Below are 20730 nucleotides of genomic sequence, written 5' to 3'. Positions count from 1 at the left end.
TGAAAAAAGAAGAAGATGCTGTCTCAGATTTTTTTGAGACAGCACCTTTTGTTAAAGGGTGGACATATGGGCTTTAATCATATCGCTAATTGCTTTTATATGTTTCTCATATTCTTTTGGCTGAAGTGTGGCAAGGCGGAGAAGTTCACGTTTTAAGATCGGCTGGTCTAGTAAGAGCGTTTCGAAAAACTTCCATTCTTCTTTAAACACATCTTGCTGCCGTTCATGTACAGAAATAGTGTCATAATAAATAGGCTGCTCTAAAATAGCTGCCGCAAATTCATCTTTTGGAATCTGATACGCGCTCATGATCTTCTGCAGCATTCGGCTGTCGATGCCTGCTTCGCCTTTTTCATACTTAGAAATGCTTGACTGTGTAATATTCAAACGTTCAGCCATTTCTTTTTGTGAAATATGGAGAACGTGCTGGCGATAATAGCGCAATAGTTCATTCAACTGCATAAAAACACCCCATGCGTGTAATGTTCGTTCTTTACACCTTACCGGTCCGAGAAGTAAAAAAGGATAGAATATTCCCTTTTGGAATTTATTTTTATATTCTTTATTAGTATAAAAAAATTAAAGGAAATTGGAGGAAATTGTCGAAATAGGAAAAAGGGATGATTAAGACAATTAAAAGGAGAATTGGATGGAGAAACCAAATGAATCAATGGAGAGTTCGCTCGTTTTTGTCAATGGACGGCAAGAAGACTGCATGATTCGCTTTATGACGGTATATCAGGAAGGGCTTGTGATCGATGCTAAGTTCACAAAGCGGGCTGCCCCAACTGAAAAAGAGTGGAGTCTCGGGATAAAAGGTGCGGTAAAAATGATCGTGTCTGAAAAAGATTCCTGGCAGGAAATTATAATTGATTACAGTTTGCCAGAAGGCTACCTGCATTTAACAGCTGTTACCGCTTTGTCTTTATCCAAGTCAGTGGTTCTATCAATCGCGAATCAATTTTTTATTCGAAAAGGAGAAGCTGTCCAATATTTATCGACCCGGGCTTTGCTCGAACATGCACCGATTCAGTGTGAACGTTTTCTCACCATCCGAATTCCTAAATCATAAGGGTACGCCACAGCCTTTTTAAAGGGCTGTTTTTTTCTGTTATACTAATAGAAAGATGGAAAGGAGCGGGATTATGAAACGTTTCGCAATTCTTTTAACAGTGGGAGCTGCTGCTTTGCTCGGTGGCTGCGGCGGACCAGATGCGCCGGAAGCGGAGCTGGAAGCGTATATGAATGATTGGCAAGAAGGCGATTACAACGGCATGTATGCACATTTCACAAATGAAACAAAGTCAGCAATAACGAAGGAGCAATTTGTGGAGCAGTATGAAAAAATTATGACAGATATTGAAATGAACAAGCTCAAGGTGGAGCTTCCGAATGAAGAAGATGTCAAGCAAGACAACGAGCAAACAGTACGTCTCCCATTTAGGGCAGATATGGAAACAATCGCTGGGCCGGTTTCATTCCAAAAAGAAGCGGTCATGAAGCTGGAAGAAACAGAAGAAGGGGAAGAATGGCTCATCGACTGGGATCCTTCTTTTTTGCTGCCCAATTATGCAGAAGGCGACAAAGTCCGCATTCAAACGCTTGAAGCAGAAAGAGGCCTTATTTTAGACCGGAATGGCAGCTCGCTTGCTGTGAATGGGACAGCCGCCCAAATTGGCGTGAATGCCGGAGCGATTGACGAAGCGGGGAAAGCGGCGCTTGCAAAAGTGCTTGGCATTAAGACGGAATTCATTGATGAACAGCTGGGGCAAAGCTGGGTACAGGACGGGTATTTTGTCCCGCTTAAAACGGTTGATGAATTAAATGAATCAATCATACAAAAAGCGACCGCTATTTCAGGAGCCACGACGTCTTCAAAACCAGTCCGCAAATATCCGTATGGTGCATCTGCCGCTCATTTAACTGGCTACACAGGTGAAATTAATGCGGAGGAGCTAAAGGAAAATAAGGGATACGAACAAGGGGACCAGATTGGCAAAAGAGGACTTGAGCAGCTGCTTGAAGAACAATTAAAAGAAACAGACGGTGTTCAAATTTTTATTGAAAAAGAAAAAGGAGAACCGGTCGTTATTGCGAAAAAAGAGCCGCAAAACGGCCAGGATGTGAAAGTCACCATTAACGCGGAAATGCAAAAGCTTTTGTTTGAACAGTATGGGGGAACGGCGGGGACGGCTTCGGCAGTAGAACCGAAAACAGGAGATGTGCTGGCGCTTGTTTCATCTCCATCTTTTGACCCGAATGAATTTGCACTTGGAATTTCCGGAGAACGGTATACGGCGCTTCAGGATGATCCTAAACAGCCGCTTTTGAACCGGTTTGCAGCTGCTTACTCACCGGGGTCAACGATGAAACCGATCACGGCATCGGTTGCGATGAAAGCAAAAAAGCTTAATCCGGCGGAGGGCAAAACGATTACCGGCCTTCAGTGGCAGAAAGATTCTTCATGGGGCAACTACCGGGTTACGCGCGTAAGTGAGTCAACGGCGCCTGTCACGCTGGAGTCAGCGCTTGTGGCATCGGATAATATTTATTTTGCGATGGCGGCACTCGAGGCAGGGTCAGACCAAATGAAGACGGGGCTGCAATCATTTGGATTTGGAACAGAGTATCCATTTGCTTATCCGCTGCGGGATTCACAAGTGTCGAACAGTGGCGAATTTGAATCTGATATTTTGCTTGCTGATACGGGGTACGGGCAAGGAGAGGTTTTAACAACGATGACGCATTTAGCCAATGCATATGGTGCTTTTTTAAATAGCGGCAGCATCATGAATCCTCTTTTGAAGCTCGATGATGAACCGTCCGTTTGGCAAAAAGAGCTTGTGACAGACGATCAGTCAGCGATCATTAAAAAGGGATTGCGCGGCGTAGTAGAGCATGGAACAGCGCAGGCGGCGAATATTGAAGGAATCGCTGTTTCCGGCAAAACAGGAACGGCTGAAATCAAAGCAGAGCAGGGAACAACCGGCAAAGAAAATGGCTTATTTGTTTCGTATGATGCGAACAATCCAGCCGTTGTTTTAGCGTTTCTGGTCGAAGATGCTGCCGGGGCAGGAGGCAGCAAATTAGCGGTCGAAAAAGCAGGGGCTTTTTATAAAAAATGGATGGTATATAACAAATAGGGGAATATAGGTTTTTTTATAGATAAATAGAACCAAAAAAATCAGATTTACAGGAATCCTATGAAAAAGATAGAATATAGGACGATAGAATGAGAGAGTATAAAAGTAGAAGAGTGTGAGTGGGGGAGCGATTGAATGAATAAAACGGTTATTTCTTTAGCAGCGGCGGCTGTTATTTCAGCAGGCACAGCTGCGGCTGCAGAAGCTTCAGAGCTACACACAGTAAAGCAGGGAGACACGCTATTCAGCATCGCCAATCAATATAAACTATCGGTTGTTCAGCTGAAGGAGCTGAACAATCTTGAATCCGACGCGTTGTCAATTGATGATCCGCTCATTGTATCAGAGGAGGAGAACGATCTTTCGGCTGAGTCAGGGCAAACAGAAAAAGCAGAAGAAAAATTGGTGTTTTCAGCAGCGGCGTCTTCGTCTTACACGGTTCAAAGCGGCGACTCGCTCAGTGTAGTCGCATCGCGTCATAAAATGAGTGCTGCTTCGTTAAAACAGCTGAACGGGTTGAAGTCCGATGTTATTTTTGTGGGCCAAAAGCTGAAAGTGAGCGGGAAAGCGGCTGTCACAAGCAAGCCATCGTCTACGAAAACGACGAAAAAGCCGGCTGCATCAACCGGTACGTACACAGTTCAAAGCGGTGATTCGCTCGGATTGATCGCGGCGCGTCACAAAACCAGCTTGGCTTCATTGAAGCAGTTGAACGGGTTGAAGTCTGATGTTATTTTTGTGGGCCAAAAGCTGAAAGTAAGCGGCAAAGCGTCTGTTACAAGCAAGCCGTCGCCGACGAAAACGACGACAAAGCCGTCGTCATCGACTGGCACGTATACGGTTCAAAGCGGTGATTCACTTGGCGTAATTGCGTCCCGTTATAAAACAAGTACAGCATCTTTAAAGAAGCTGAACGGACTGACTTCTGACGTTATTTATGCCGGTCAAAAGCTGAAAGTAAACGGAAAAGCAGCGACAACCGCTACAACGAAACCATCGTCAACAGCGAAACCCGCTGCTACAGCATCCAAGGGCACATATATAGTGAAAAGCGGCGATTCCTTAGGCCTGATTGCTTCTCGAACCGGCATGACCGTTGCGTCATTAAAGCAAATGAACAGCTTGAAATCGGATGTTATTTTCGCGGGCCAAAAATTAAAAACAGTGGGCGGCCCCAAAACAAGCACCACACCAGTAAAAGTGAGCAATCCATCTTCTTCAGGCGGGTACAGCACGTCAAAGCTGATCAGTACAGCCAATTCTGTCATGGGTATTCCATACGTATGGGGAGGGTCTTCCACATCGGGCTTTGACTGCAGCGGCTTTATTTATTACGCATACAAGCAGGCAGGTAAAAGCATCAGCCGAACGAATACAGAGGGCTACTACAATCGGTCGCACGAAGTGTCAAGCCCCGCTGTAGGCGATCTCGTCTTTTTCAGCAATACGTATAAAAAAGGAATCTCCCACATGGGGATTTACATCGGCGGCAACCAGTTTATTCATGCCAGTTCTTCTGCGGGCGTGACCGTTACAAGTCTTAGTAATTCCTATTTCAAATCAAAGTTTACAAGTTTTAAGCGATTCTACTAAAAAGAAGGACCTGTCTCGAAATGGAGACAGGTCCTTCTTTTGTTTACTGCCGTTTCAATACGGCGCTGCGTACTTCCTGCAGATGACGTTCAATATTTTCTTTTGTAACGTAAACGCCAAATGAACTTTCTGCATCAGGGCCGGCATTGATCCGCTCGGCGATTTTGTCACCGGTTTCCGGGTAGAAATGGTGCCCATCAAAATAGTTGGATAAGTCATTTGTCACGTCATTCGGATACATAAAGTTATAAATGCCGCCGTACAAATCAACAAGGTCGCGGAGCCATTGTTCATAGTCTGAAAGATGGCCCGTTTCAACGAGCGCATCAAACAGCTCCATTGAAATCGGCGTCGTATAAACAATTTTGTTTACATTCGGATGACGCTCGTTAAAGATAGTCAAAAATTCTTTGTATCTTGGATTATATACGTAGCTGTCACCGTAAAACTCTTTTTTAAACCGCTCAATTTTCTGAGACGTGTTTTGATCGCGTTCTTTTTTTGAAATTCCCTTCGCATCTGCAACATTTTCCCTGTTATAAACACGTTCAAGTGAAACGTCGTCTTGACTGGACATGCGAGCATTTTGAATGGAATAGTCAAGAGTGTCCAAAGACAGCAGGTTTTTGAACCGGTACAGTGGATCTTCGAATTTCGTTTCGTAATTGGCCAGGGAGTAAGGCTTGCTGCTTTCCTTAACAGAAGATTTGAAAAAATCAAGTCCCAGAATGACGTTTTGAACGGGTTCTGTACTTTGTTTTTCCGCAAATGCAAGAAATGTGTCGTACTCACGGATCGACATATTGCTGACAGAGTAATTGTACACATTCATGTTTTCAAATTGATGCTGGTCAATGTAAGTGGACCGGCTTGAACCGAGCAGAATCGTGTCATAAGAAAAAGGCTGGAAATACATCTGGTTTGTTTTTTGCTGCCGCTCATTGATCACATCCTGATGGTCATTCCATTCGTTTTTCGAACTGAATGTCCAAAGCGGATCAATCGCATAATTAAACGCGGCGAGCGGAACGAGCGTTAAAAACAAGATAGAGAAAAACATGACTAGAAATTGTCTGGATTGCTTCACACACATCACACCTTAAAAGTTGAAATAAAGAAACTCGGATACTTTTTGCAGCTGCAGGGCGCAGCAGATAAACATCATCGCTGCTGCGGCTGCAATCCACGGCTTCGGTGTAAATTCGTTACGAAGCTGGATTGAATTTTTCGCTAGTAACATCAGCAGCCAGGCAAGAAGGGCTGGCATTTTGCGTCCGGACAGCGTCCATTATTGAGTAAAAAGTACAACAGAAACCAGGCAGAAAAAAAGGAAAATAAATTCAAACGAATTAAAGATTAAGAAATCTCCTCCAGCGAGAAACGAATAATAATGACAGCATTAATCATACTACAGCTGTCTTTTTTCGACAATAAGGCGGGAGACCGCCTCATTTTTCAAAATAACAGTTGTAAGTGCAAAAAGATATGATAAAATGGACATATAGTTTCCGTTTTGTATGTAAAATAACTCGTTTTGCTAGAACGTGGTTGGTAAAAAATGTGAGCACCTGCCTTATATGGCAGGTGCTTTTCTCTTGTTTTTTTATGAAAAAAGGTGTCCCAAAAGTCAGTAGTCTGGACTTTTGGGACACCTTTTTTGCCAACGGCGCATTTTTCAATAAAAACGCGCCACTTTTCAGGAGAATTGCGCCTTTTCCTGCTGCTTTACGTTACTTTGTCACACGGACGCTCCATTTCGAGAAGTCCGGGTTTTCTTTCTGAATCATTGACGCCGGGAAGACGAATGTCCATGGTTTTGTTGTATTGGCTTTTACTTCAAAATCGCCGACGTTGAATTGACCTTGTGCGACTAGTTCGCCTGTCGCATCAATAAGCTGCAACGGCAGCTTTTCAATGTTTACGTTCCGGTCGTATCCGTTACGGATTAACAAAGAAATCGTTAAATTTCCGTTTTCAAGCGTTGCTGCACTTAATCCAGTAAAGTTCAACTCGTTTTTAGCCGGGTCGCCAAGTTTTTCAACGATTTTTTTTAAATTTTCTTTTTGCTCATCTGGCAGTGTCTTTTCCCATTTTTCATCAAGCTCCAGCTTATGTTTGCGGGACGTTAAGTCAAACGCAATCGACCAGTTTTCTTTGCCAAGCTCTACTTGTTTGTTGAGTGACGCGGAAGGGAATAGGAACGTCCACGGGCGGCTTGAATCAGCCGGCAAGGAACCAAGTTCTTTCAGCTTGAATGTATCCCGCGCTTTTAGTTCGTTTTTCTCATTTAGCAGCAGAAGGGGTACGTCTCCGAGTGTGATATCCCGTTCAACAGTATTGCGGACGAAAGCGGAAACCGCGATTCCGTTTGGCTGCTCGTTCCATTCAATGCCAGATAAAGAAAGCTGGTTCCGCTTTAATGGCGGCAATTCATTATTTAAAAAGCGCAGAACGTACATTTGCTCCTGTGAAACTGCTTGGGATGGGTGAAGAGACAAAGCTGTTGTCACTTCTTCCTGGCCCGCTTCCGCTTCCACGCCTGTTACTTCGCCGGCAGAAACAGCCGTTTCAAGCCCGTCATTTTTTAATGTATCATCATTTTTGCCTTTTCGTTTAAAGAAAGAAAACATAGGTTAATTCTCCTTTTTTGTTAGTTCCGTCATTAAAACGGCCGTTTTGGCAGAAATAGAACGAAGCAGGTCGCGGTAAGACGTTTGGAATAGCTGCAAGCCTTCACGTGCGTAAATACGCATCGGATCTTCCTGCTGGTAGTGGCGCAGGCCGATGCCTTCTTTTAAGCGGCTCATTTGTTCAAGGTGATGAACCCAAATGGCATCGATATCTGCCACCATAATCCGTTTCACCAATTCATCCCACTCCGGCTCATATTGGCTGTCGATCCATTCTACATAATCGAATAAAATGGGTTCGACTGCGTGATCGACCTCTTTTTGGCTTGATGCTTCTTCTGGGATCGGTACCGTGCGTCCGCCAAACATTGCCTGTAAATGTCCGGAAAGCCTGTCAAGCGGCCATTCTTCCGATGCGATGTCTTCCTGGCAATGATGATCAATTTCTTCACGGGAAGAACGCTTGATCATATCCGTGAGCCGTTCTTTTTGTGATTCATCATCAATAATCGCATTGCGCAGACCGAAAATGACCCCCCGCTGCTCGTTAATGACATCATCAAGTTTTAAATTATACTCACGCATGGCGTAATTGGAGCCTTCAACAATCCGCTGGACACGATCGACGAATTCATGCATTTTTTTATTTTTCACGAGTCCGTCGTCTGCTGTCTGCAATTTTTTCTCGAGCTTGGCAAGGTCATCTTTTGCAAAGCGTTGAAACATCGTATCTTGAAGTGAAATCAAAAATTCGCTTGAACCCGGGTCACCTTGCCGTCCAGCCCGGCCTTTCAGCTGGTTGTCAATCCGTCTGGACTCATGGCGTTCAGTGCCGAGCACGTGAAGCCCACCGAGTTCTGGTATACCGTCACCAAGCAAAATATCGGTGCCGCGCCCGGCCATGTTTGTCGCAATCGTAATATGGCCTCGCTGGCCGGAACGGGAAATAAGCTCTATTTCCTGCTCGACACTTTTCGCGTTTAAAATTTCAAAAGACAAGCCGGCTTCTTTAAAGTAATCGGCGATCTTTTCAGACTGCAAAATAGAGGTTGTCCCGACTAAAACGGGCTGTCCTTTTGCGTGGCGCGCAGCAGTTTCTTTTGTCACGGCTGCGTATTTTTCTTCCGATGTCCGGTAAATCCGGTCCGGCATGTCCACACGCTGTACCGTTCGGTTCGTTGGTACTTTAATAACCTGCATATTGTACACATCAAGCAATTCTTTTTCTTCTGTTTTCGCTGTACCGGTCATGCCGGATAAAAATGGGTACATGCGGAAGTAGTTTTGAATCGTGATCGAGGCCTGCGTTTTATTTTCATCGGTTACTTCCAAGCCTTCTTTTGCTTCAATGGCTTGGTGCAGCCCGTCTGAAAGCGTCCGGCCTTCCATCGTCCGGCCGGTAAACATATCAACGAGTAAAATCGCCCCATCCTTTATGATGTAATCCACGTCCCGTTCGAACATGACGTGTGCCCGGACCGCCTGAATCATATAATGGTAAAGCGTCTGATGCTCAAGCTCATATAAATTGTCAACGCCAAATGCTTTTTCCACTTTTTCAATGCCGTCGTCTGTCAGGCTGACGGCTTTCGTTTCATCATCAAGGTGATAATCTTCATCACGGACAAACCGTTTAGCCACACGGGCACCAATATAATGAAGATCCGCTGCCGGCGGCATTTTGCCCGCGACAATAAGTGGTGTTTTCGCTTCATCAATTAACACGCTGTCTACTTCGTCGATAATCGCAAAATGATACGGGCGCTGGACGCGCTGCGTTGGATGCCACACCATGTTGTCACGTAAATAGTCGAAGCCAAATTCCGTTCCGACCCCATATGTAATGTCCGCGTTGTACGCTGCTTGTTTTTCTTTTGAGTCCATCAGCGGCAAATTCAAGCCGACTGTTAAGCCAAGAAATTCATGAAGCGGTCCGATTGTGTCGCGGTCGCGGTTTGCCAGGTATTCATTGACCGTAATGACGTGAACGCCTTTGCCTTCGAGCGCGCGCAAATAACTCGGAAGGGAAGCGACGAGTGTTTTTCCTTCACCGGTGGCCATTTCGGCAATATTTGCATCTGATAAAATAAGTCCGCCAATGAGCTGAACATCATAATGACGCATGCCAAGAATACGTTTTGCCGCTTCACGTACAACAGCAAACGCATCTATTTTTATATCATCAACGGATGCGCCGCCAGCAAGACGTTCTTTAAATTCGGCTGTTTTGGCACGCAATTGTTCATCTGTTAAAGATTCTATTGCTGCTTCCTGTTCATTAATAGAAGCGACTAGTTTTCGATATGTTTTTAGCTGCCGGTCAGCAGCATCTTTTTTTCGAAACAATGAGACCATTCTTTTCACTCCCCAGAATACGTTCCATGGGCCCGTCTTGGACGGTTCACAAAGGCATGATAACTGAATGCGGTGCATGCAGTCACCCATCCTTATCTTAACAGAAGATAGGATGAAAGAAAATATAACGTCTTTTTCATGTTTATGGTGGATATAATGATGGTTTGCCATTATAATGTTGAAGTTGAGAACAAATATAAAAACAAAAGACGTTCGGGCCTGCTGAGCAGGTCACAAAAGCGATGCGGCAGGACGCCGCGCATTTAGCTTTTGGTCATTTCATATAAAACTATGCTTCTGACTGATAGAGGGAGGATCTTATGGTTGTTGCTTTTATTATCTGTGTACTGGCTTCTTTAGCCCTTACGCCACTTGTGAAAAAATTTGCCATTGCCATTGGGGCCGTTGATAAACCGAATTATCGGAAAGTGCATATGCGGATTATGCCGCGCATGGGAGGTCTGGCGATTTTTATCAGCTTCCTGATCGGTATGCTGGTCTTGCAGCCGGCTGCTCCGTATGATTTGCCGCTGATGAATCCCGCGATTATTCTCGGAAGCTTTATTATTATTTTGACAGGTGTCTTTGATGACCGTTTTGAGCTTTCAGCGAAGGTCAAGCTGGCTGGGCAAATTGCCGCAGCGCTTGTTGTAGTCGTATACGGAGATGTCCGCTTGGATTTCTTTAACTTGCCGTTTGGCGGAACGATTGAATTCAACAGCTTTTTAAGTATTCCACTGACAATCATTTGGATTGTCGCGATTACAAATGCCATCAATTTAATTGATGGATTGGATGGATTAGCGGCAGGGGTATCAACTATTGCATTGTTTACCATTAGTTTTATGGCCTTTTTAAAAGGTGATGTGTACGTTATGAGCGTGGCGCTTATTGTCGCGGCGAGCACAATCGGCTTTTTAAAATACAATTTTCATCCTGCTAAAATTTTTATGGGTGATACTGGAGCGCTATTCCTCGGGTTTATTATTTCAGTCGTCTCACTCCTCGGCTTTAAAAATATTACCGTCGTGTCGTTGATTATTCCAATTATTATACTCGGTGTTCCGATTTCTGATACGATTTTTGCGATTATCCGCCGGAAGCTGAACAAGCAGCCTATTTCTGCACCAGATAAATCCCATCTTCACCATTGCCTGCTTCGGACTGGCTATACGCACAAACAAACTGTTTTAATCATTTATATGATTGCGCTGATGTTTGGTCTGGCGGCAATCATCTTCTCGATGGCGACCATTTGGGGTGCTCTTATTATGATGGCGGTTATTACGCTTGCGATCGAGCTCTTCGTCGAAAGTGTCGGCCTGATCAGCAATGACTACAAGCCGCTTTTAAACTTTGTGAGAAGCGGAACGAAAAAGAATCTATAGAATAAAAGAAATGCCGCTCCGTTACATCGGAGCGGCATTTCTTTGTTTTATTCACCTGTGCTGTACGATTCGTCTTCTGTGTCACTTTCTTCTGATTCCGTGCTGCTATTTTCTTCATCAGAATATGAAGAGGATGTTTCAATACCAAGGTGTCTCTGTAATTTGCCTTTAATAACTTCAAGTTCTGTTTCATCCGCACGGTAAATGTAAGCGCCTGAGTTTAAGAAATCGTCCGTTCCGGGAAGGGTAAGAGATTCATAACTTAATCCTTTGTCATTTTTACCGTAGTCAATTAAAGACTTCATTTCGCTGAATGTCATATCAGTGCGGAGATTTTCACCGATTGCTTCTAATATTTCGTCGTATTTCGTAACAGAATTCACAGAAAGAGCTTTTTTCACGACTTTCTGCAGTATTTGCTGTTGGCGTTTGCCTCGCTCAATATCACTATCGTTCATACGGGTGCGGGCAACTGCAAGTGCTTCTTGTCCATTCAGCACTTGGACACCTGGTTCCATATTAACGTAATGGACATCACTGGAGTCTTTTACTCTGAATTCATACGGTACATCAAACTTAATGCCGTTTAATGCATCTACTACATCTACAAATGCATAAAAGTTCATGCGAACGTAGTAATCAACCGGCACGTCAAGTAATTCTTCAACCGATTCAATGGTGGCAGTTGGTCCGCCCACAACATGCGCGTGGTTAATTCTGTTGTAATCGTCTTCTGCTGGTATATATGCATACGTGTCACGCGGAATGCTGAGCATTTTAATTGTTTTATCTTTAATATTTAAAGTTGCTAAAATCAGCGCATCTGTACGAGTATTGTCTCCGTAATTACGTTTGAGGTTGTCATCAATCCCCATAAATAAAATAGACACATTGTCTTCTAAAGGGTGGACGTCTGCATCACGCAATGCTGATTTTTCGCGTCCGTCATTCATGTACGATTCAGATAAAACTGTTTCCGCTTTTTTATACAAAAAAGCACCGTAGCCTGCTCCTGTGAAAAGAACCAGCAGCAATGGAAGAACGAGGGTGAAAAACACAATGCGGCGCTTTTGCGTTTTTTTCCGGCGTCGACCCGTGCGTTGATAGGGTGAACTCATATATTTATCTCCTTTTAGTGTAATGGTCAAATTTCGAGCCATTTATTATTTTACTATGAAAGGATCAATACGTTCAAATTTTTTTAAAATTCGACGTCTTTCTCCATATATAAGACGCCGCCTTCTGTAAAATCAGCTTGCCCATTTGTCAGGTCAATCATCCAGTCATGAAAGGTTTGTACATGCTCTTCTTCAACAAAGACATCCACGTCAACGTGTTCGCCGTAACGGATTTCTTTTATTTCATAAACCGATGCATGCAGCTCGTTTTCAATTTTGCCAAGCCATGTGTAATCAATCGAGGCCGTCACGACTTTCATCAGACGGCGTTCGACAATGCCGGCTGCGTTCAAGCCTTCGGATGCTGCTTTGCCGTAAGCACGGATCAATCCGCCCGCCCCGAGCTTAATGCCGCCGAAGTAACGTGTAACTACAATTACTGTATTCTTTAATTCCCGTTTTTTAATGACTTCAAGAATGGGCAGGCCGGCGGTGCCGGACGGCTCACCGTCATCATTTGCTTTTTGGATATTGTCGTGTTCACCAATGAGGTAAGCGGAGCAATTATGGGTAGCATCTTTATGTGCCTTTTTTATTTTTTCAATAAATGCGATCGCTTCTTCAGCTGTTTCTGCCCGAGAAACATGGGCGATAAAGCGGGATTTCTGAATGGTGATTTCGTTTTCACGGTTTATTTTAACTGTTTTATAATAAAGCAGCAATGATTTTTCCTCCTAAAGATAGGTTTAGCTTTCGAAAATTAGGGTAATCAGTAGTGATAATCATCGTAAAGGAAAAAAGTCTGAATGAAAAGAGACATGCTTCGAAATACTTTTAAACGAATCGTAAATAAACTTTAATATTCGTTCATTAATCTAATGATATAATGAAATAGTCCTTTCCGTGTGAGGTTTTCACCGGGTCTTTTTTGAGTTATTTAAAATGAACCATGTATTATTTCCACCATCGAAAGACACAGTAGTATGAAATATGAGCTGTACCTTTCGTATAGGTCCAGACCATCAAATTGGGAAGGAAATTGCTTATGTCGATACGAAATTCAGATACGAAACTTCTTGATACAATTTTGGATAAAATGGTGGAAACGGTCGATCAAAGCAAGGACCAGATTTTTTCAATTGCAGAACAAAGCAGAGTAGATTATGAAACACTTATGACAGAGCTTGAACTCATCAAACACCAGATTCATTTTGCCATTATTGAACAAGAAGAACTAGAACGGAAAGCAAAGATGGCCCGTAAGCGGTTATCAGAAGTGAGCCGTGACTTTTCGATTTATTCAGAAGAAGTTGTGCGTCAAGCATATGAACAGGCGCATGATTTGCAAATGAAGCTGCTCGTTTTGCGGCAAAATGAAAAACAGTTAAGCGAGCGCCGCAATGACCTCGATCGACGCTTGTTATCGGTACATAAAACGATTGAGCGGGCAGAGCATCTAGTCTCACAAACCGCGGTTGTTCTAAATTATTTAACACAGGATATGAAGGCATTTGGCCGTGCACTTGAAGATGCCCAATCAAAACAGGCATTTGGCCTGCAGGTGATGGAAGCGCAGGAAGAAGAAAGAAAACGCTTATCGCGTGAAATTCATGATGGACCCGCACAAATGATGGCGAACGTCCTTATGCGTTCTGATTTAATTGAAAAGTTGTACCGCGAGCGGGGCGTGGAAGCGGCATTTAACGAAATCCGTGATCTGAAAAAAATGGTTCGATCTGCGCTTTATGAAGTACGGCGTATCATCTACGATCTGCGTCCGATGGCGCTTGACGATCTCGGTTTGATCCCGACATTGAAAAAATATTTGGCCACTGTCAGTGAATACAGCCGCTCTAAATCGGCTGCACCTGATATGAAATTTGTAAATATTGGCCTTGAAAAGCGGCTTCCGTCCAATATGGAAGTAGCGTTATTCCGGCTTATTCAAGAATCGGTCCAAAACGCACTAAAGCACTCGGATGCATCCGTCATTCAAGTGAAACTGGAAATTAAAAAAGAACAAGTATTAGCTGTCGTGAAAGATAACGGCAGAGGATTTGACGCAAACGAGAAAAAATCAGGCTCTTTTGGCATAATGGGAATGAAAGAGCGAATTGACCTACTGAGTGGAGATATTACCATTCATTCGAAACCAGGTGAAGGGACCGCTGTTTTAATTAGTGTCCCAATAATCAAGCAGCCATTGACTTAGAGGAGGAACCAGGATGACAACTAAAATTATTATTATTGATGATCATCAGTTATTTCGTGAAGGGGTAAAGCGTATTCTTGATTTTGAAGAAACGTTTGAAGTGCTTGCAGAGGGAGATGACGGAACAGAAGCGCTTACGCTCGTCGAAGAGCACAACCCGGACGTTGTCATTATGGACATTAATATGCCGGAAATGAATGGCGTTGAAGCAACGCGCAAGCTTGTTGACAAATACCCGGATACGAAAATCATTATTTTATCGATTCATGATGACGAAAACTATGTTACACATGCACTGCAGTCCGGTGCGCTTGGCTATCTGCTGAAAGAAATGGATGCGGAAGAACTAGTAGAAGCGGTTAAAGTAGTGGCAGATGGCGGTTCCTATTTGCATCCACGCGTCACACATAACTTAATCGCGGATTACCGCCGCTTGTCCAATGATGATGGCAAAGGAAAAGGATTCCAGCAAGCGGAAGTTGTACGTCCGCTTCATTTATTGACACGCCGCGAATGCGAAGTGCTTCAGCTGCTCGCTGACGGAAAAAGCAACCGTGGCATCGGCGAGGCATTGTATATTAGTGAAAAAACCGTCAAAAACCACGTGAGTAACATTTTGCAAAAAATGAACGTAAACGACCGGACGCAAGCCGTAGTCACAGCCATTAAAAAAGGCTGGGTGGAAGTTCGCTGATGCAAAAAGTCCCTTCAAGGGGCTTTTTTTTGAATGGACATAACGATGTGCAAATTGAAAAAAACGGTTCGCGCCGGTTGAGCGTGAACCGTTTTTCTTTTACAATGAAAGACATAATACAAAAAGGATCAAAGGCGGCAAACGCGACATCTTGTCGCACCGCCTTTGTGACCCGCATCATGCGGGCCCGAGAGGACGTGCAAAAACGTTGACATATAAATGGGTACCCGCGCTTCTTTTAATGGGTGCACTGCTGGGCGCCTGCGGGGAGGAAAAAAGCGACGAGGCCGCAAACTCCACATCAGATGGTGAAACGCAAAGCTCTACACAAGAAACGCATACGGCCGAAGAGGAAAAAGCAGGCGGAACATCAGTAAAAGCGCCGATTGAAGAAACGGAAAATGTACCGAAAGAGGAAAGAGAAGCGATTCTCGCCGCACTCAACCAACAAATTCAATCGTTTAACGAAAAAGACATCGATGCATACATGGCGACCATTTCTAAAACGCCGGAATCATTTGATTATGAAGAAGAAAAAGCATACATCGAAAAAGTGTTTCAAACATTTGATGCCACGATGACGCCAGAAAATACAAAAATTATTCAATACGATGAAGACAAAATGACGGCCAATGTATTCATGAATATGGAATCGACATCGAAAGACTTAAGTTCGGGCAAAGAAGTAAGCCAGAAGACCCGCCAGATTATGGTGTTTCAGAAAGAAAAGGACGGCTGGAAGCAAGTTTCCCTTTTTGCCATGGAATGATATAGTGAAAAGAAAAGAGGTTATTAAACATGACAAAAGAAATGAATGTAGAAAGCTTTAATTTAGACCATACGAAAGTAAAAGCACCGTACGTCCGTCTTGCGGGTGTAAAAGAAGGCCAAAATGGCGACAAAATTTTAAAATATGATATTCGTTTTTGCCAGCCGAACAAGGAGCACATGGAGATGCCGGCGCTTCATTCCCTGGAGCACATGATGGCGGAATTCAGCCGCAACCATTCAGATAAAATTGTTGATATCAGCCCAATGGGTTGTCAGACCGGCTACTATATTGCGGTGATCAATCACGAGGACTACGACGATATTTTAACCATCATTGAAAAAACATTAGAGGATGTCCTTGAAGCAACAGAAGTGCCAGCGTGCAACGAAGTGCAGTGCGGCTGGGCAGCGAGCCATAGTTTAGAAGGCGCGAAAGAGATCGCGCGCGATATGCTTGCGAAACGAAGTGAATGGACAGAAGTATTTGCCGGGTAAGCCATGTGCCGACAAGCGGATAAAAGCATTTGCCTTTTATCCGCTTTTTTTATTAGCTAAAAACGTATATGTTTTGGAAATTGTCCAGCTTCAGGCGGACAGTCCCTCGGTCATAAGCCGTCACAGCTGTGTGGCAAAGAGCGCCACCCTGCTGGTCCGTCTTACGCTTTTCTTACGATGTCCAGCTATCATCGGCTCGAGGTCATAAGCCAAGCCCTTCTGGAGGCAAAGAGCGCCTCCGTCAGTGCTCGTCTTATGCTTGTCGCCGATAGGCAGGCGCCTTGCGCTTTCTAATAAAAAGGGGGCTTTTTTGTGATGAATGAGGCAGTTAAGCGAAATGTATGGCAGCGGTTCGTGCGGGAGGGAGTCTTGGATGCAGCGCGGCTGCAAAAACGGATTGAAGAGTCATGGTACATGTGCCAGAAAAAAGGTGTCAATCCGTATGACGGCAAAGGAAGCGACATTTTAACGACCGATCAGCTGCACCAGCGGCTTGAAAAAAATGACCGGCTGACGTCTATTGCGGGACCGATTATGGATAAAGTGATCATGTCCATCCAACAGGCGAATACGATGATCTTGCTTGTAGATAAAGAAGGGTATATTTTGGCTGCATGCGGTCCGGACCCGACGTTAAAAAGGGCGTCGGAAATCAATTTTGTTGAAGGATCGAAATGGACGGAAGATGTTGTTGGGACGAATGCGGTTGGAACCGCTCTCAGAACTGGCGAAGCGATTACCGTTGTGGGCACCGAACATTATTCTGTCGCCTCACAGCACTTTTCTTGCTCCGCCGCCCCCATTCATGCGCCCGACAGGACACTTCTCGGCGTCCTCGACATGACGGGCGCACTGGCGGATTCCCGCCATGAGCATATGCTGGCCGCCGTCTGTGCAGCAGCTTTTGCGATTGAGCAGCAATGGGCGTCACTCGAGAAAATGGACGAGCAGTCACTCATCATGGCTGCGTCTTTTTACCGTCAGCACACCGCTCCAATGGCTGCTGTTTCCATGTTAGGTTCTGTAGTCTGGATGAATGAAGTGATGAAAGAGAGATGCCAGATGACTGTACCGTTTTTGCTGCGTGAACTGCCGAAAAACGTCTGGAAGCAAGATGTAATGCGGAATGTATTCGAGGAATCTGGTTCACTTCAGATTGGGCAGCTCATTCAGTTTTCCAATGTGAAAAAAACACCGGCCAGCTCCGGCTGGATTAATACGTTTCATTACAACGGAGTGATCGGCACAGCAGAATCGTTCCAGCACGTTCTTTGGCAGGCGGAACGTGTCGCAAAAACAGATGCGGCGGTGCACATATACGGTGAAACCGGCACGGGGAAAGAAATACTGGCCCGGGCAATTCATCGAAATAGCAGCCGTAAAAACGGTTCGTTCGTTGCGGTAAACTGCGGTGCCATTCCCGCTTCATTAATGGAAAGCGAGCTGTTTGGCTATGAAGGAGGCGCGTTTACCGGAGCAAGCCGGAGCGGCTATCAAGGGAAAATACGCGATGCGGATGGCGGAACGCTGTTTTTAGATGAGATTGGGGATATTCCGGAACAGATGCAAATTTCGCTGCTGCGCGTGCTGCAGGAACAGGAAGTCATGCCGGTTGGCGCATCTAAGCCGATTCCGGTCAATCTCCGGATTATTACGGCGACTCACCGCAATTTAATTGAACGCGTTAACGAGCGAAAAATGCGGGAAGACTTGTTTTACAGAATTTATGTTTTTCCGATTGAATTGCCTCCGCTTCGTCAGCGGCTTTGTGACATGGAACGATTCATTGCGGATTATAAAAAACGAACGAATTGGAACGGCAGTGTGCCGGAATCATTGATTCGTGTCTTTAAGCAGCACTCGTTTCCGGGGAATTTCCGTGAGCTGTTCAATATCCTCGACCGCATCCGCATTTTGTACGGTGATCACGTACCGGCGGATTTAGCCGCTTCTGACTGTATGATCTCGCTGGAACGGGAATGTGAGAAACAGTGGACAAGCCGCCAGGAAATGGAACGGGAAGAATTGATGCAGGCGCTTAAAGACGCAAAAGGCCATGCCCCAACCGCCGCTAAACAAATGGGTATGCCGCGCAGCACATTTTACCGGAAGCTGAAACAATATGAGATGAATTGAGACAGATTAGGATAATGATGAGAAAAGAAGACACGGAGAATCCATAAACCCTTTGTACAGCCTTCCTTTTAGGTTGGCACGCTGATTGCATTAAAGAAAAAGAAAGCGTTTTCTATTTAATCAATCAGTGAAAGGGAGAGGATGACGGTGTCACAAACGCAAACAAATCAAGCAGCGATTTCAAAAGAAGAAGCGACATGGATGTTTCAAAAAATGCTTGAAATACGCCGTTTTGAAGACCGGGTTCATGAGATATTTGGGACAGGGGTTTTGCCGGGATTTGTTCATTTGTATGCCGGCGAAGAAGCCATTGCGGTCGGTCTTTGCTCGCATCTGGATGACAACGACTACATTACGAGCACACACCGCGGCCACGGTCATTGTATTGCCAAAGGATGTGACTTGGATGGCATGATGGCGGAGATTTACGGAAGATCAACCGGGCTTTGTAAAGGAAAAGGCGGCTCCATGCACATTGCCGACATAGAAAAAGGGATGCTTGGTGCCAATGGCATTGTCGGCGGCGGATTCCCGCTGGCAGTCGGTGCCGGACTAACGCATAAATTAAAAAAAACAGGCGGCGTCGCGGTTTGCTTTTTCGGAGACGGTGCCAACAACCATGGAACGTTCCATGAAGGCATAAATATGGCGGCGATTTGGAATTTACCGGTCATTTTTGTTGCGGAAAACAACGGATTTGGGGAAGCAACGCCTTTTCATTACGCGTCCAGCTGTAAATCGATTGCAGACCGGGCGATCAGCTATGACATTCCGGGTGAAAGAGTGGATGGAAAAGATGTCATAGCGGTTCGGGAAGCAGCACAGCGGGCGGTCGAGCGGGCCCGCAGCGGTGAAGGACCGACATTAATCGAATGTGTGACGTACCGGAATTATGGTCATTTTGAAGGAGACGCCCAGACGTATAAAGGCGAAGAAAAAGTGAAGCATTTAAGTGACTTAGACGCCATCAAGAAGTTTTACACGTATCTGACCGAGCAGGGCATTATGACAGAAGAAGAACTGGACCGGATGGATGAAGAGGTACAGGGTGCGGTGGATCGTGCCGTTGAATTTGCGGAAAAAAGCCCGCATCCGCTTCCCGAGCAGCTGCTTGAAGATGTCTATGTGTCGTACAAAACAGAGGGAGGTGCGGTATCATGACCCGTCAATTAACATTCTCACAAGCAGTGAATGAAGCAATGGCCATTTCAATGAGAGAAGATCAGGATGTGATTTTGCTCGGGGAAGATGTGGCAGGCGGGGCAGCCGTCGATCATTTGCAGAACGAGGAAGCATGGGGCGGCGTTATGGGTGTCACAAAAGGGCTCGTGCAGGAATTCGGGCGCGACCGGATCATTGATACGCCGATTTCGGAAGCGGGCTACGTCGGGGCAGCTGTCACAGCTGCGGCCACTGGCATGCGGCCGATTGCGGAGCTTATGTTTAACGACTTTATCGGCAGCTGTCTTGATGAAGTGATGAACCAGGGCGCCAAGCTGCGCTACATGTTTGGCGGCAAGGCAAAAGTACCGCTGACGATTCGGACGATGCACGGAGCCGGATTTCGCGCTGCTGCCCAGCATTCCCAAAGCTTGTATTCATTCTTCACTCATATACCAGGTATTAAAGTTGTTATCCCATCTACACCGTATGACGCAAAAGGACTTTTGCTCCAGTCCATTTTTGATGATGACCTCGTTGTCTTTTTTGAAGACAAAACGTTATATACGATGAAAGGCGAGGTGCCGGAAGGATCGTACCGCATCCCATTCGGCAAAGCGGATATTAAGCGAAGCGGGGAAGATGTGACGATCGTCGCGATCGGCAAAATGGTGCATACGGCAATAAAAGCGGCAGACGAGCTGTCGAAGAATGGAATAGAAGCGGAAATCGTTGATCCACGCACACTGTCTCCGCTTGATGAAGACACGATTTTATCGTCTGTGGAAAAAACGGGCCGGCTTGTTGTCGTGGATGAAGCGAATCCACGCTGCAGCGCGGCAACTGATATTGCTGCACTTGTGGCCGATAAAGGCTTTGACTACTTGGATGCGCCGGTGAAAATGGTAACGGCACCGCATACGCCGGTTCCATTTGCCCCGTCGCTTGAAGATATTTACTTGCCGACGCCGGATAAAATAGTGAAAGCCGTTCAGGAAATGACCGGCAGCGAACTTGTCATGTAAAAGGAGGAG

19 protein-coding genes are annotated in these 20730 nt (G+C 45.2%); 12 read left to right on the top strand and 7 right to left on the bottom strand.

The window, feature by feature from the left end; translation table 11 throughout:
- Nucleotides 1-51 precede the first annotated feature (51 nt).
- A complete protein-coding gene (locus tag NLX67_RS02540; protein WP_254310236.1) occupies nucleotides 52-462 on the bottom strand; it encodes a helix-turn-helix domain-containing protein in 411 nt (136 codons plus the stop codon).
- A gap of 187 nt (nucleotides 463-649) precedes the next feature.
- On the opposite strand from NLX67_RS02540, the gene NLX67_RS02535 reads away from it, so the two are divergent.
- From NLX67_RS02535 to NLX67_RS02525, 3 genes are all read left to right on the top strand, one after another.
- Complete coding sequence (locus tag NLX67_RS02535; RefSeq protein WP_254310235.1) at nucleotides 650-1072, top strand: hypothetical protein; 423 nt, start codon at nucleotides 650-652, stop codon at nucleotides 1070-1072.
- A gap of 73 nt (nucleotides 1073-1145) precedes the next feature.
- On the top strand, nucleotides 1146-3143 hold the full coding sequence (locus tag NLX67_RS02530) for a penicillin-binding transpeptidase domain-containing protein (RefSeq protein ID WP_254310234.1): 1998 nt from the start codon (nucleotides 1146-1148) through the stop codon (nucleotides 3141-3143).
- A gap of 135 nt (nucleotides 3144-3278) precedes the next feature.
- Nucleotides 3279-4736: a peptidoglycan endopeptidase gene (locus NLX67_RS02525; RefSeq protein ID WP_254310233.1), complete on the top strand. Its 1458-nt coding sequence runs from the start codon at nucleotides 3279-3281 to the stop codon at nucleotides 4734-4736.
- A gap of 43 nt (nucleotides 4737-4779) precedes the next feature.
- Here NLX67_RS02525 and NLX67_RS02520 read toward each other — a convergent pair whose 3' ends face one another.
- The 4 genes from NLX67_RS02520 to secA2 all read right to left on the bottom strand — a co-directional run bounded on the left by NLX67_RS02520 (nucleotide 4780) and on the right by secA2 (nucleotide 9721).
- Nucleotides 4780-5823 (bottom strand): hypothetical protein, encoded by a 1044-nt coding sequence (locus NLX67_RS02520; RefSeq protein ID WP_254310232.1) that lies wholly within the window; start codon nucleotides 5821-5823, stop codon nucleotides 4780-4782.
- A gap of 12 nt (nucleotides 5824-5835) precedes the next feature.
- Nucleotides 5836-6003: a hypothetical protein gene (locus NLX67_RS02515; protein WP_254310231.1), complete on the bottom strand. Its 168-nt coding sequence runs from the start codon at nucleotides 6001-6003 to the stop codon at nucleotides 5836-5838.
- Between the two features lie 463 nt (nucleotides 6004-6466).
- Nucleotides 6467-7366 carry an accessory Sec system S-layer assembly protein gene (locus NLX67_RS02510; protein WP_254310230.1) on the bottom strand — a complete coding sequence of 300 codons (900 nt, stop codon included), beginning with the start codon at nucleotides 7364-7366 and terminating at the stop codon, nucleotides 6467-6469.
- Nucleotides 7367-7369: 3 nt separating this feature from the next.
- Complete coding sequence (gene secA2, locus NLX67_RS02505) at nucleotides 7370-9721, bottom strand: accessory Sec system translocase SecA2 (protein WP_254310229.1); 2352 nt, start codon at nucleotides 9719-9721, stop codon at nucleotides 7370-7372.
- Between the two features lie 320 nt (nucleotides 9722-10041).
- Here secA2 and NLX67_RS02500 point away from each other — a divergent pair, with 320 nt between their 5' ends.
- The gene (locus tag NLX67_RS02500; protein ID WP_046178111.1) at nucleotides 10042-11109 is read left to right on the top strand and encodes a glycosyltransferase family 4 protein; all 1068 of its coding nucleotides are present in this window, start codon (nucleotides 10042-10044) and stop codon (nucleotides 11107-11109) included.
- 47 nt (nucleotides 11110-11156) lie between these two features.
- Here NLX67_RS02500 and NLX67_RS02495 read toward each other — a convergent pair whose 3' ends face one another.
- Both NLX67_RS02495 and NLX67_RS02490 read right to left on the bottom strand, forming a co-directional pair.
- Nucleotides 11157-12227, bottom strand: a complete 1071-nt coding sequence (locus NLX67_RS02495) for an LCP family protein (protein WP_254310228.1) — start codon at nucleotides 12225-12227, stop codon at nucleotides 11157-11159.
- Nucleotides 12228-12310: 83 nt separating this feature from the next.
- On the bottom strand, nucleotides 12311-12949 hold the full coding sequence (locus tag NLX67_RS02490; protein ID WP_254310227.1) for a YigZ family protein: 639 nt from the start codon (nucleotides 12947-12949) through the stop codon (nucleotides 12311-12313).
- 323 nt (nucleotides 12950-13272) lie between these two features.
- On the opposite strand from NLX67_RS02490, the gene NLX67_RS02485 reads away from it, so the two are divergent.
- The 8 genes from NLX67_RS02485 to NLX67_RS02450 all read left to right on the top strand — a co-directional run bounded on the left by NLX67_RS02485 (nucleotide 13273) and on the right by NLX67_RS02450 (nucleotide 20721).
- Nucleotides 13273-14439 (top strand): sensor histidine kinase, encoded by a 1167-nt coding sequence (locus NLX67_RS02485; RefSeq protein WP_046178114.1) that lies wholly within the window; start codon nucleotides 13273-13275, stop codon nucleotides 14437-14439.
- A gap of 13 nt (nucleotides 14440-14452) precedes the next feature.
- Complete coding sequence (locus NLX67_RS02480) at nucleotides 14453-15133, top strand: response regulator (protein WP_046178115.1); 681 nt, start codon at nucleotides 14453-14455, stop codon at nucleotides 15131-15133.
- A gap of 29 nt (nucleotides 15134-15162) precedes the next feature.
- Nucleotides 15163-15345 carry a hypothetical protein gene (locus NLX67_RS02475; protein WP_254310226.1) on the top strand — a complete coding sequence of 61 codons (183 nt, stop codon included), beginning with the start codon at nucleotides 15163-15165 and terminating at the stop codon, nucleotides 15343-15345.
- A complete protein-coding gene (locus tag NLX67_RS02470; RefSeq protein WP_052728211.1) occupies nucleotides 15342-15902 on the top strand; it encodes a YybH family protein in 561 nt (186 codons plus the stop codon). Before NLX67_RS02475 ends, NLX67_RS02470 begins: the two co-directional genes overlap by 4 nt.
- Nucleotides 15903-15931: 29 nt before the next feature.
- Nucleotides 15932-16399, top strand: coding sequence for an S-ribosylhomocysteine lyase (locus NLX67_RS02465; RefSeq protein WP_046178117.1), 468 nt, complete (start codon nucleotides 15932-15934; stop codon nucleotides 16397-16399).
- 315 nt (nucleotides 16400-16714) lie between these two features.
- A complete protein-coding gene (locus tag NLX67_RS02460) occupies nucleotides 16715-18535 on the top strand; it encodes a sigma-54-dependent Fis family transcriptional regulator (protein WP_254310486.1) in 1821 nt (606 codons plus the stop codon).
- Nucleotides 18536-18676: 141 nt separating this feature from the next.
- Nucleotides 18677-19696, top strand: coding sequence for a thiamine pyrophosphate-dependent dehydrogenase E1 component subunit alpha (locus tag NLX67_RS02455; RefSeq protein ID WP_254310225.1), 1020 nt, complete (start codon nucleotides 18677-18679; stop codon nucleotides 19694-19696).
- On the top strand, nucleotides 19693-20721 hold the full coding sequence (locus NLX67_RS02450; RefSeq protein WP_254310224.1) for an alpha-ketoacid dehydrogenase subunit beta: 1029 nt from the start codon (nucleotides 19693-19695) through the stop codon (nucleotides 20719-20721). Before NLX67_RS02455 ends, NLX67_RS02450 begins: the two co-directional genes overlap by 4 nt.
- Nucleotides 20722-20730: the final 9 nt, after the last annotated feature.

This window comes from Domibacillus sp. A3M-37 (assembly GCF_024213455.1).
Classification (GTDB): Bacteria; Bacillota; Bacilli; order Bacillales; family Domibacillaceae; genus Domibacillus; species Domibacillus tundrae.
Note: the sequence above shows the minus strand (reverse complement) of the source record. Positions and strands in the feature narration are given on the sequence as shown.

What these genes read in the sequence shown, in the direction of transcription:
- NLX67_RS02525 (WP_254310233.1), top strand. Translation starts at nt 3,279, where the DNA reads ATGAATAAAACGGTTATTTCTTTAGCAGCGGCGGCTGTTATTTCAGCA.
- NLX67_RS02460 (WP_254310486.1), top strand. Translation starts at nt 16,715, where the DNA reads ATGAATGAGGCAGTTAAGCGAAATGTATGGCAGCGGTTCGTGCGGGAG.
- NLX67_RS02480 (WP_046178115.1), top strand. Translation starts at nt 14,453, where the DNA reads ATGACAACTAAAATTATTATTATTGATGATCATCAGTTATTTCGTGAA.
- NLX67_RS02500 (WP_046178111.1), top strand. Translation starts at nt 10,042, where the DNA reads ATGGTTGTTGCTTTTATTATCTGTGTACTGGCTTCTTTAGCCCTTACG.
- NLX67_RS02455 (WP_254310225.1), top strand. Translation starts at nt 18,677, where the DNA reads ATGACGGTGTCACAAACGCAAACAAATCAAGCAGCGATTTCAAAAGAA.
- NLX67_RS02515 (WP_254310231.1), bottom strand. Translation starts at nt 6,003, where the DNA reads ATGCCAGCCCTTCTTGCCTGGCTGCTGATGTTACTAGCGAAAAATTCA.
- NLX67_RS02510 (WP_254310230.1), bottom strand. Translation starts at nt 7,366, where the DNA reads ATGTTTTCTTTCTTTAAACGAAAAGGCAAAAATGATGATACATTAAAA.
- NLX67_RS02540 (WP_254310236.1), bottom strand. Translation starts at nt 462, where the DNA reads ATGCAGTTGAATGAACTATTGCGCTATTATCGCCAGCACGTTCTCCAT.
- NLX67_RS02450 (WP_254310224.1), top strand. Translation starts at nt 19,693, where the DNA reads ATGACCCGTCAATTAACATTCTCACAAGCAGTGAATGAAGCAATGGCC.
- NLX67_RS02465 (WP_046178117.1), top strand. Translation starts at nt 15,932, where the DNA reads ATGACAAAAGAAATGAATGTAGAAAGCTTTAATTTAGACCATACGAAA.
- NLX67_RS02530 (WP_254310234.1), top strand. Translation starts at nt 1,146, where the DNA reads ATGAAACGTTTCGCAATTCTTTTAACAGTGGGAGCTGCTGCTTTGCTC.
- NLX67_RS02485 (WP_046178114.1), top strand. Translation starts at nt 13,273, where the DNA reads ATGTCGATACGAAATTCAGATACGAAACTTCTTGATACAATTTTGGAT.
- NLX67_RS02495 (WP_254310228.1), bottom strand. Translation starts at nt 12,227, where the DNA reads ATGAGTTCACCCTATCAACGCACGGGTCGACGCCGGAAAAAAACGCAA.
- secA2 (WP_254310229.1), bottom strand. Translation starts at nt 9,721, where the DNA reads ATGGTCTCATTGTTTCGAAAAAAAGATGCTGCTGACCGGCAGCTAAAA.
- NLX67_RS02535 (WP_254310235.1), top strand. Translation starts at nt 650, where the DNA reads ATGGAGAAACCAAATGAATCAATGGAGAGTTCGCTCGTTTTTGTCAAT.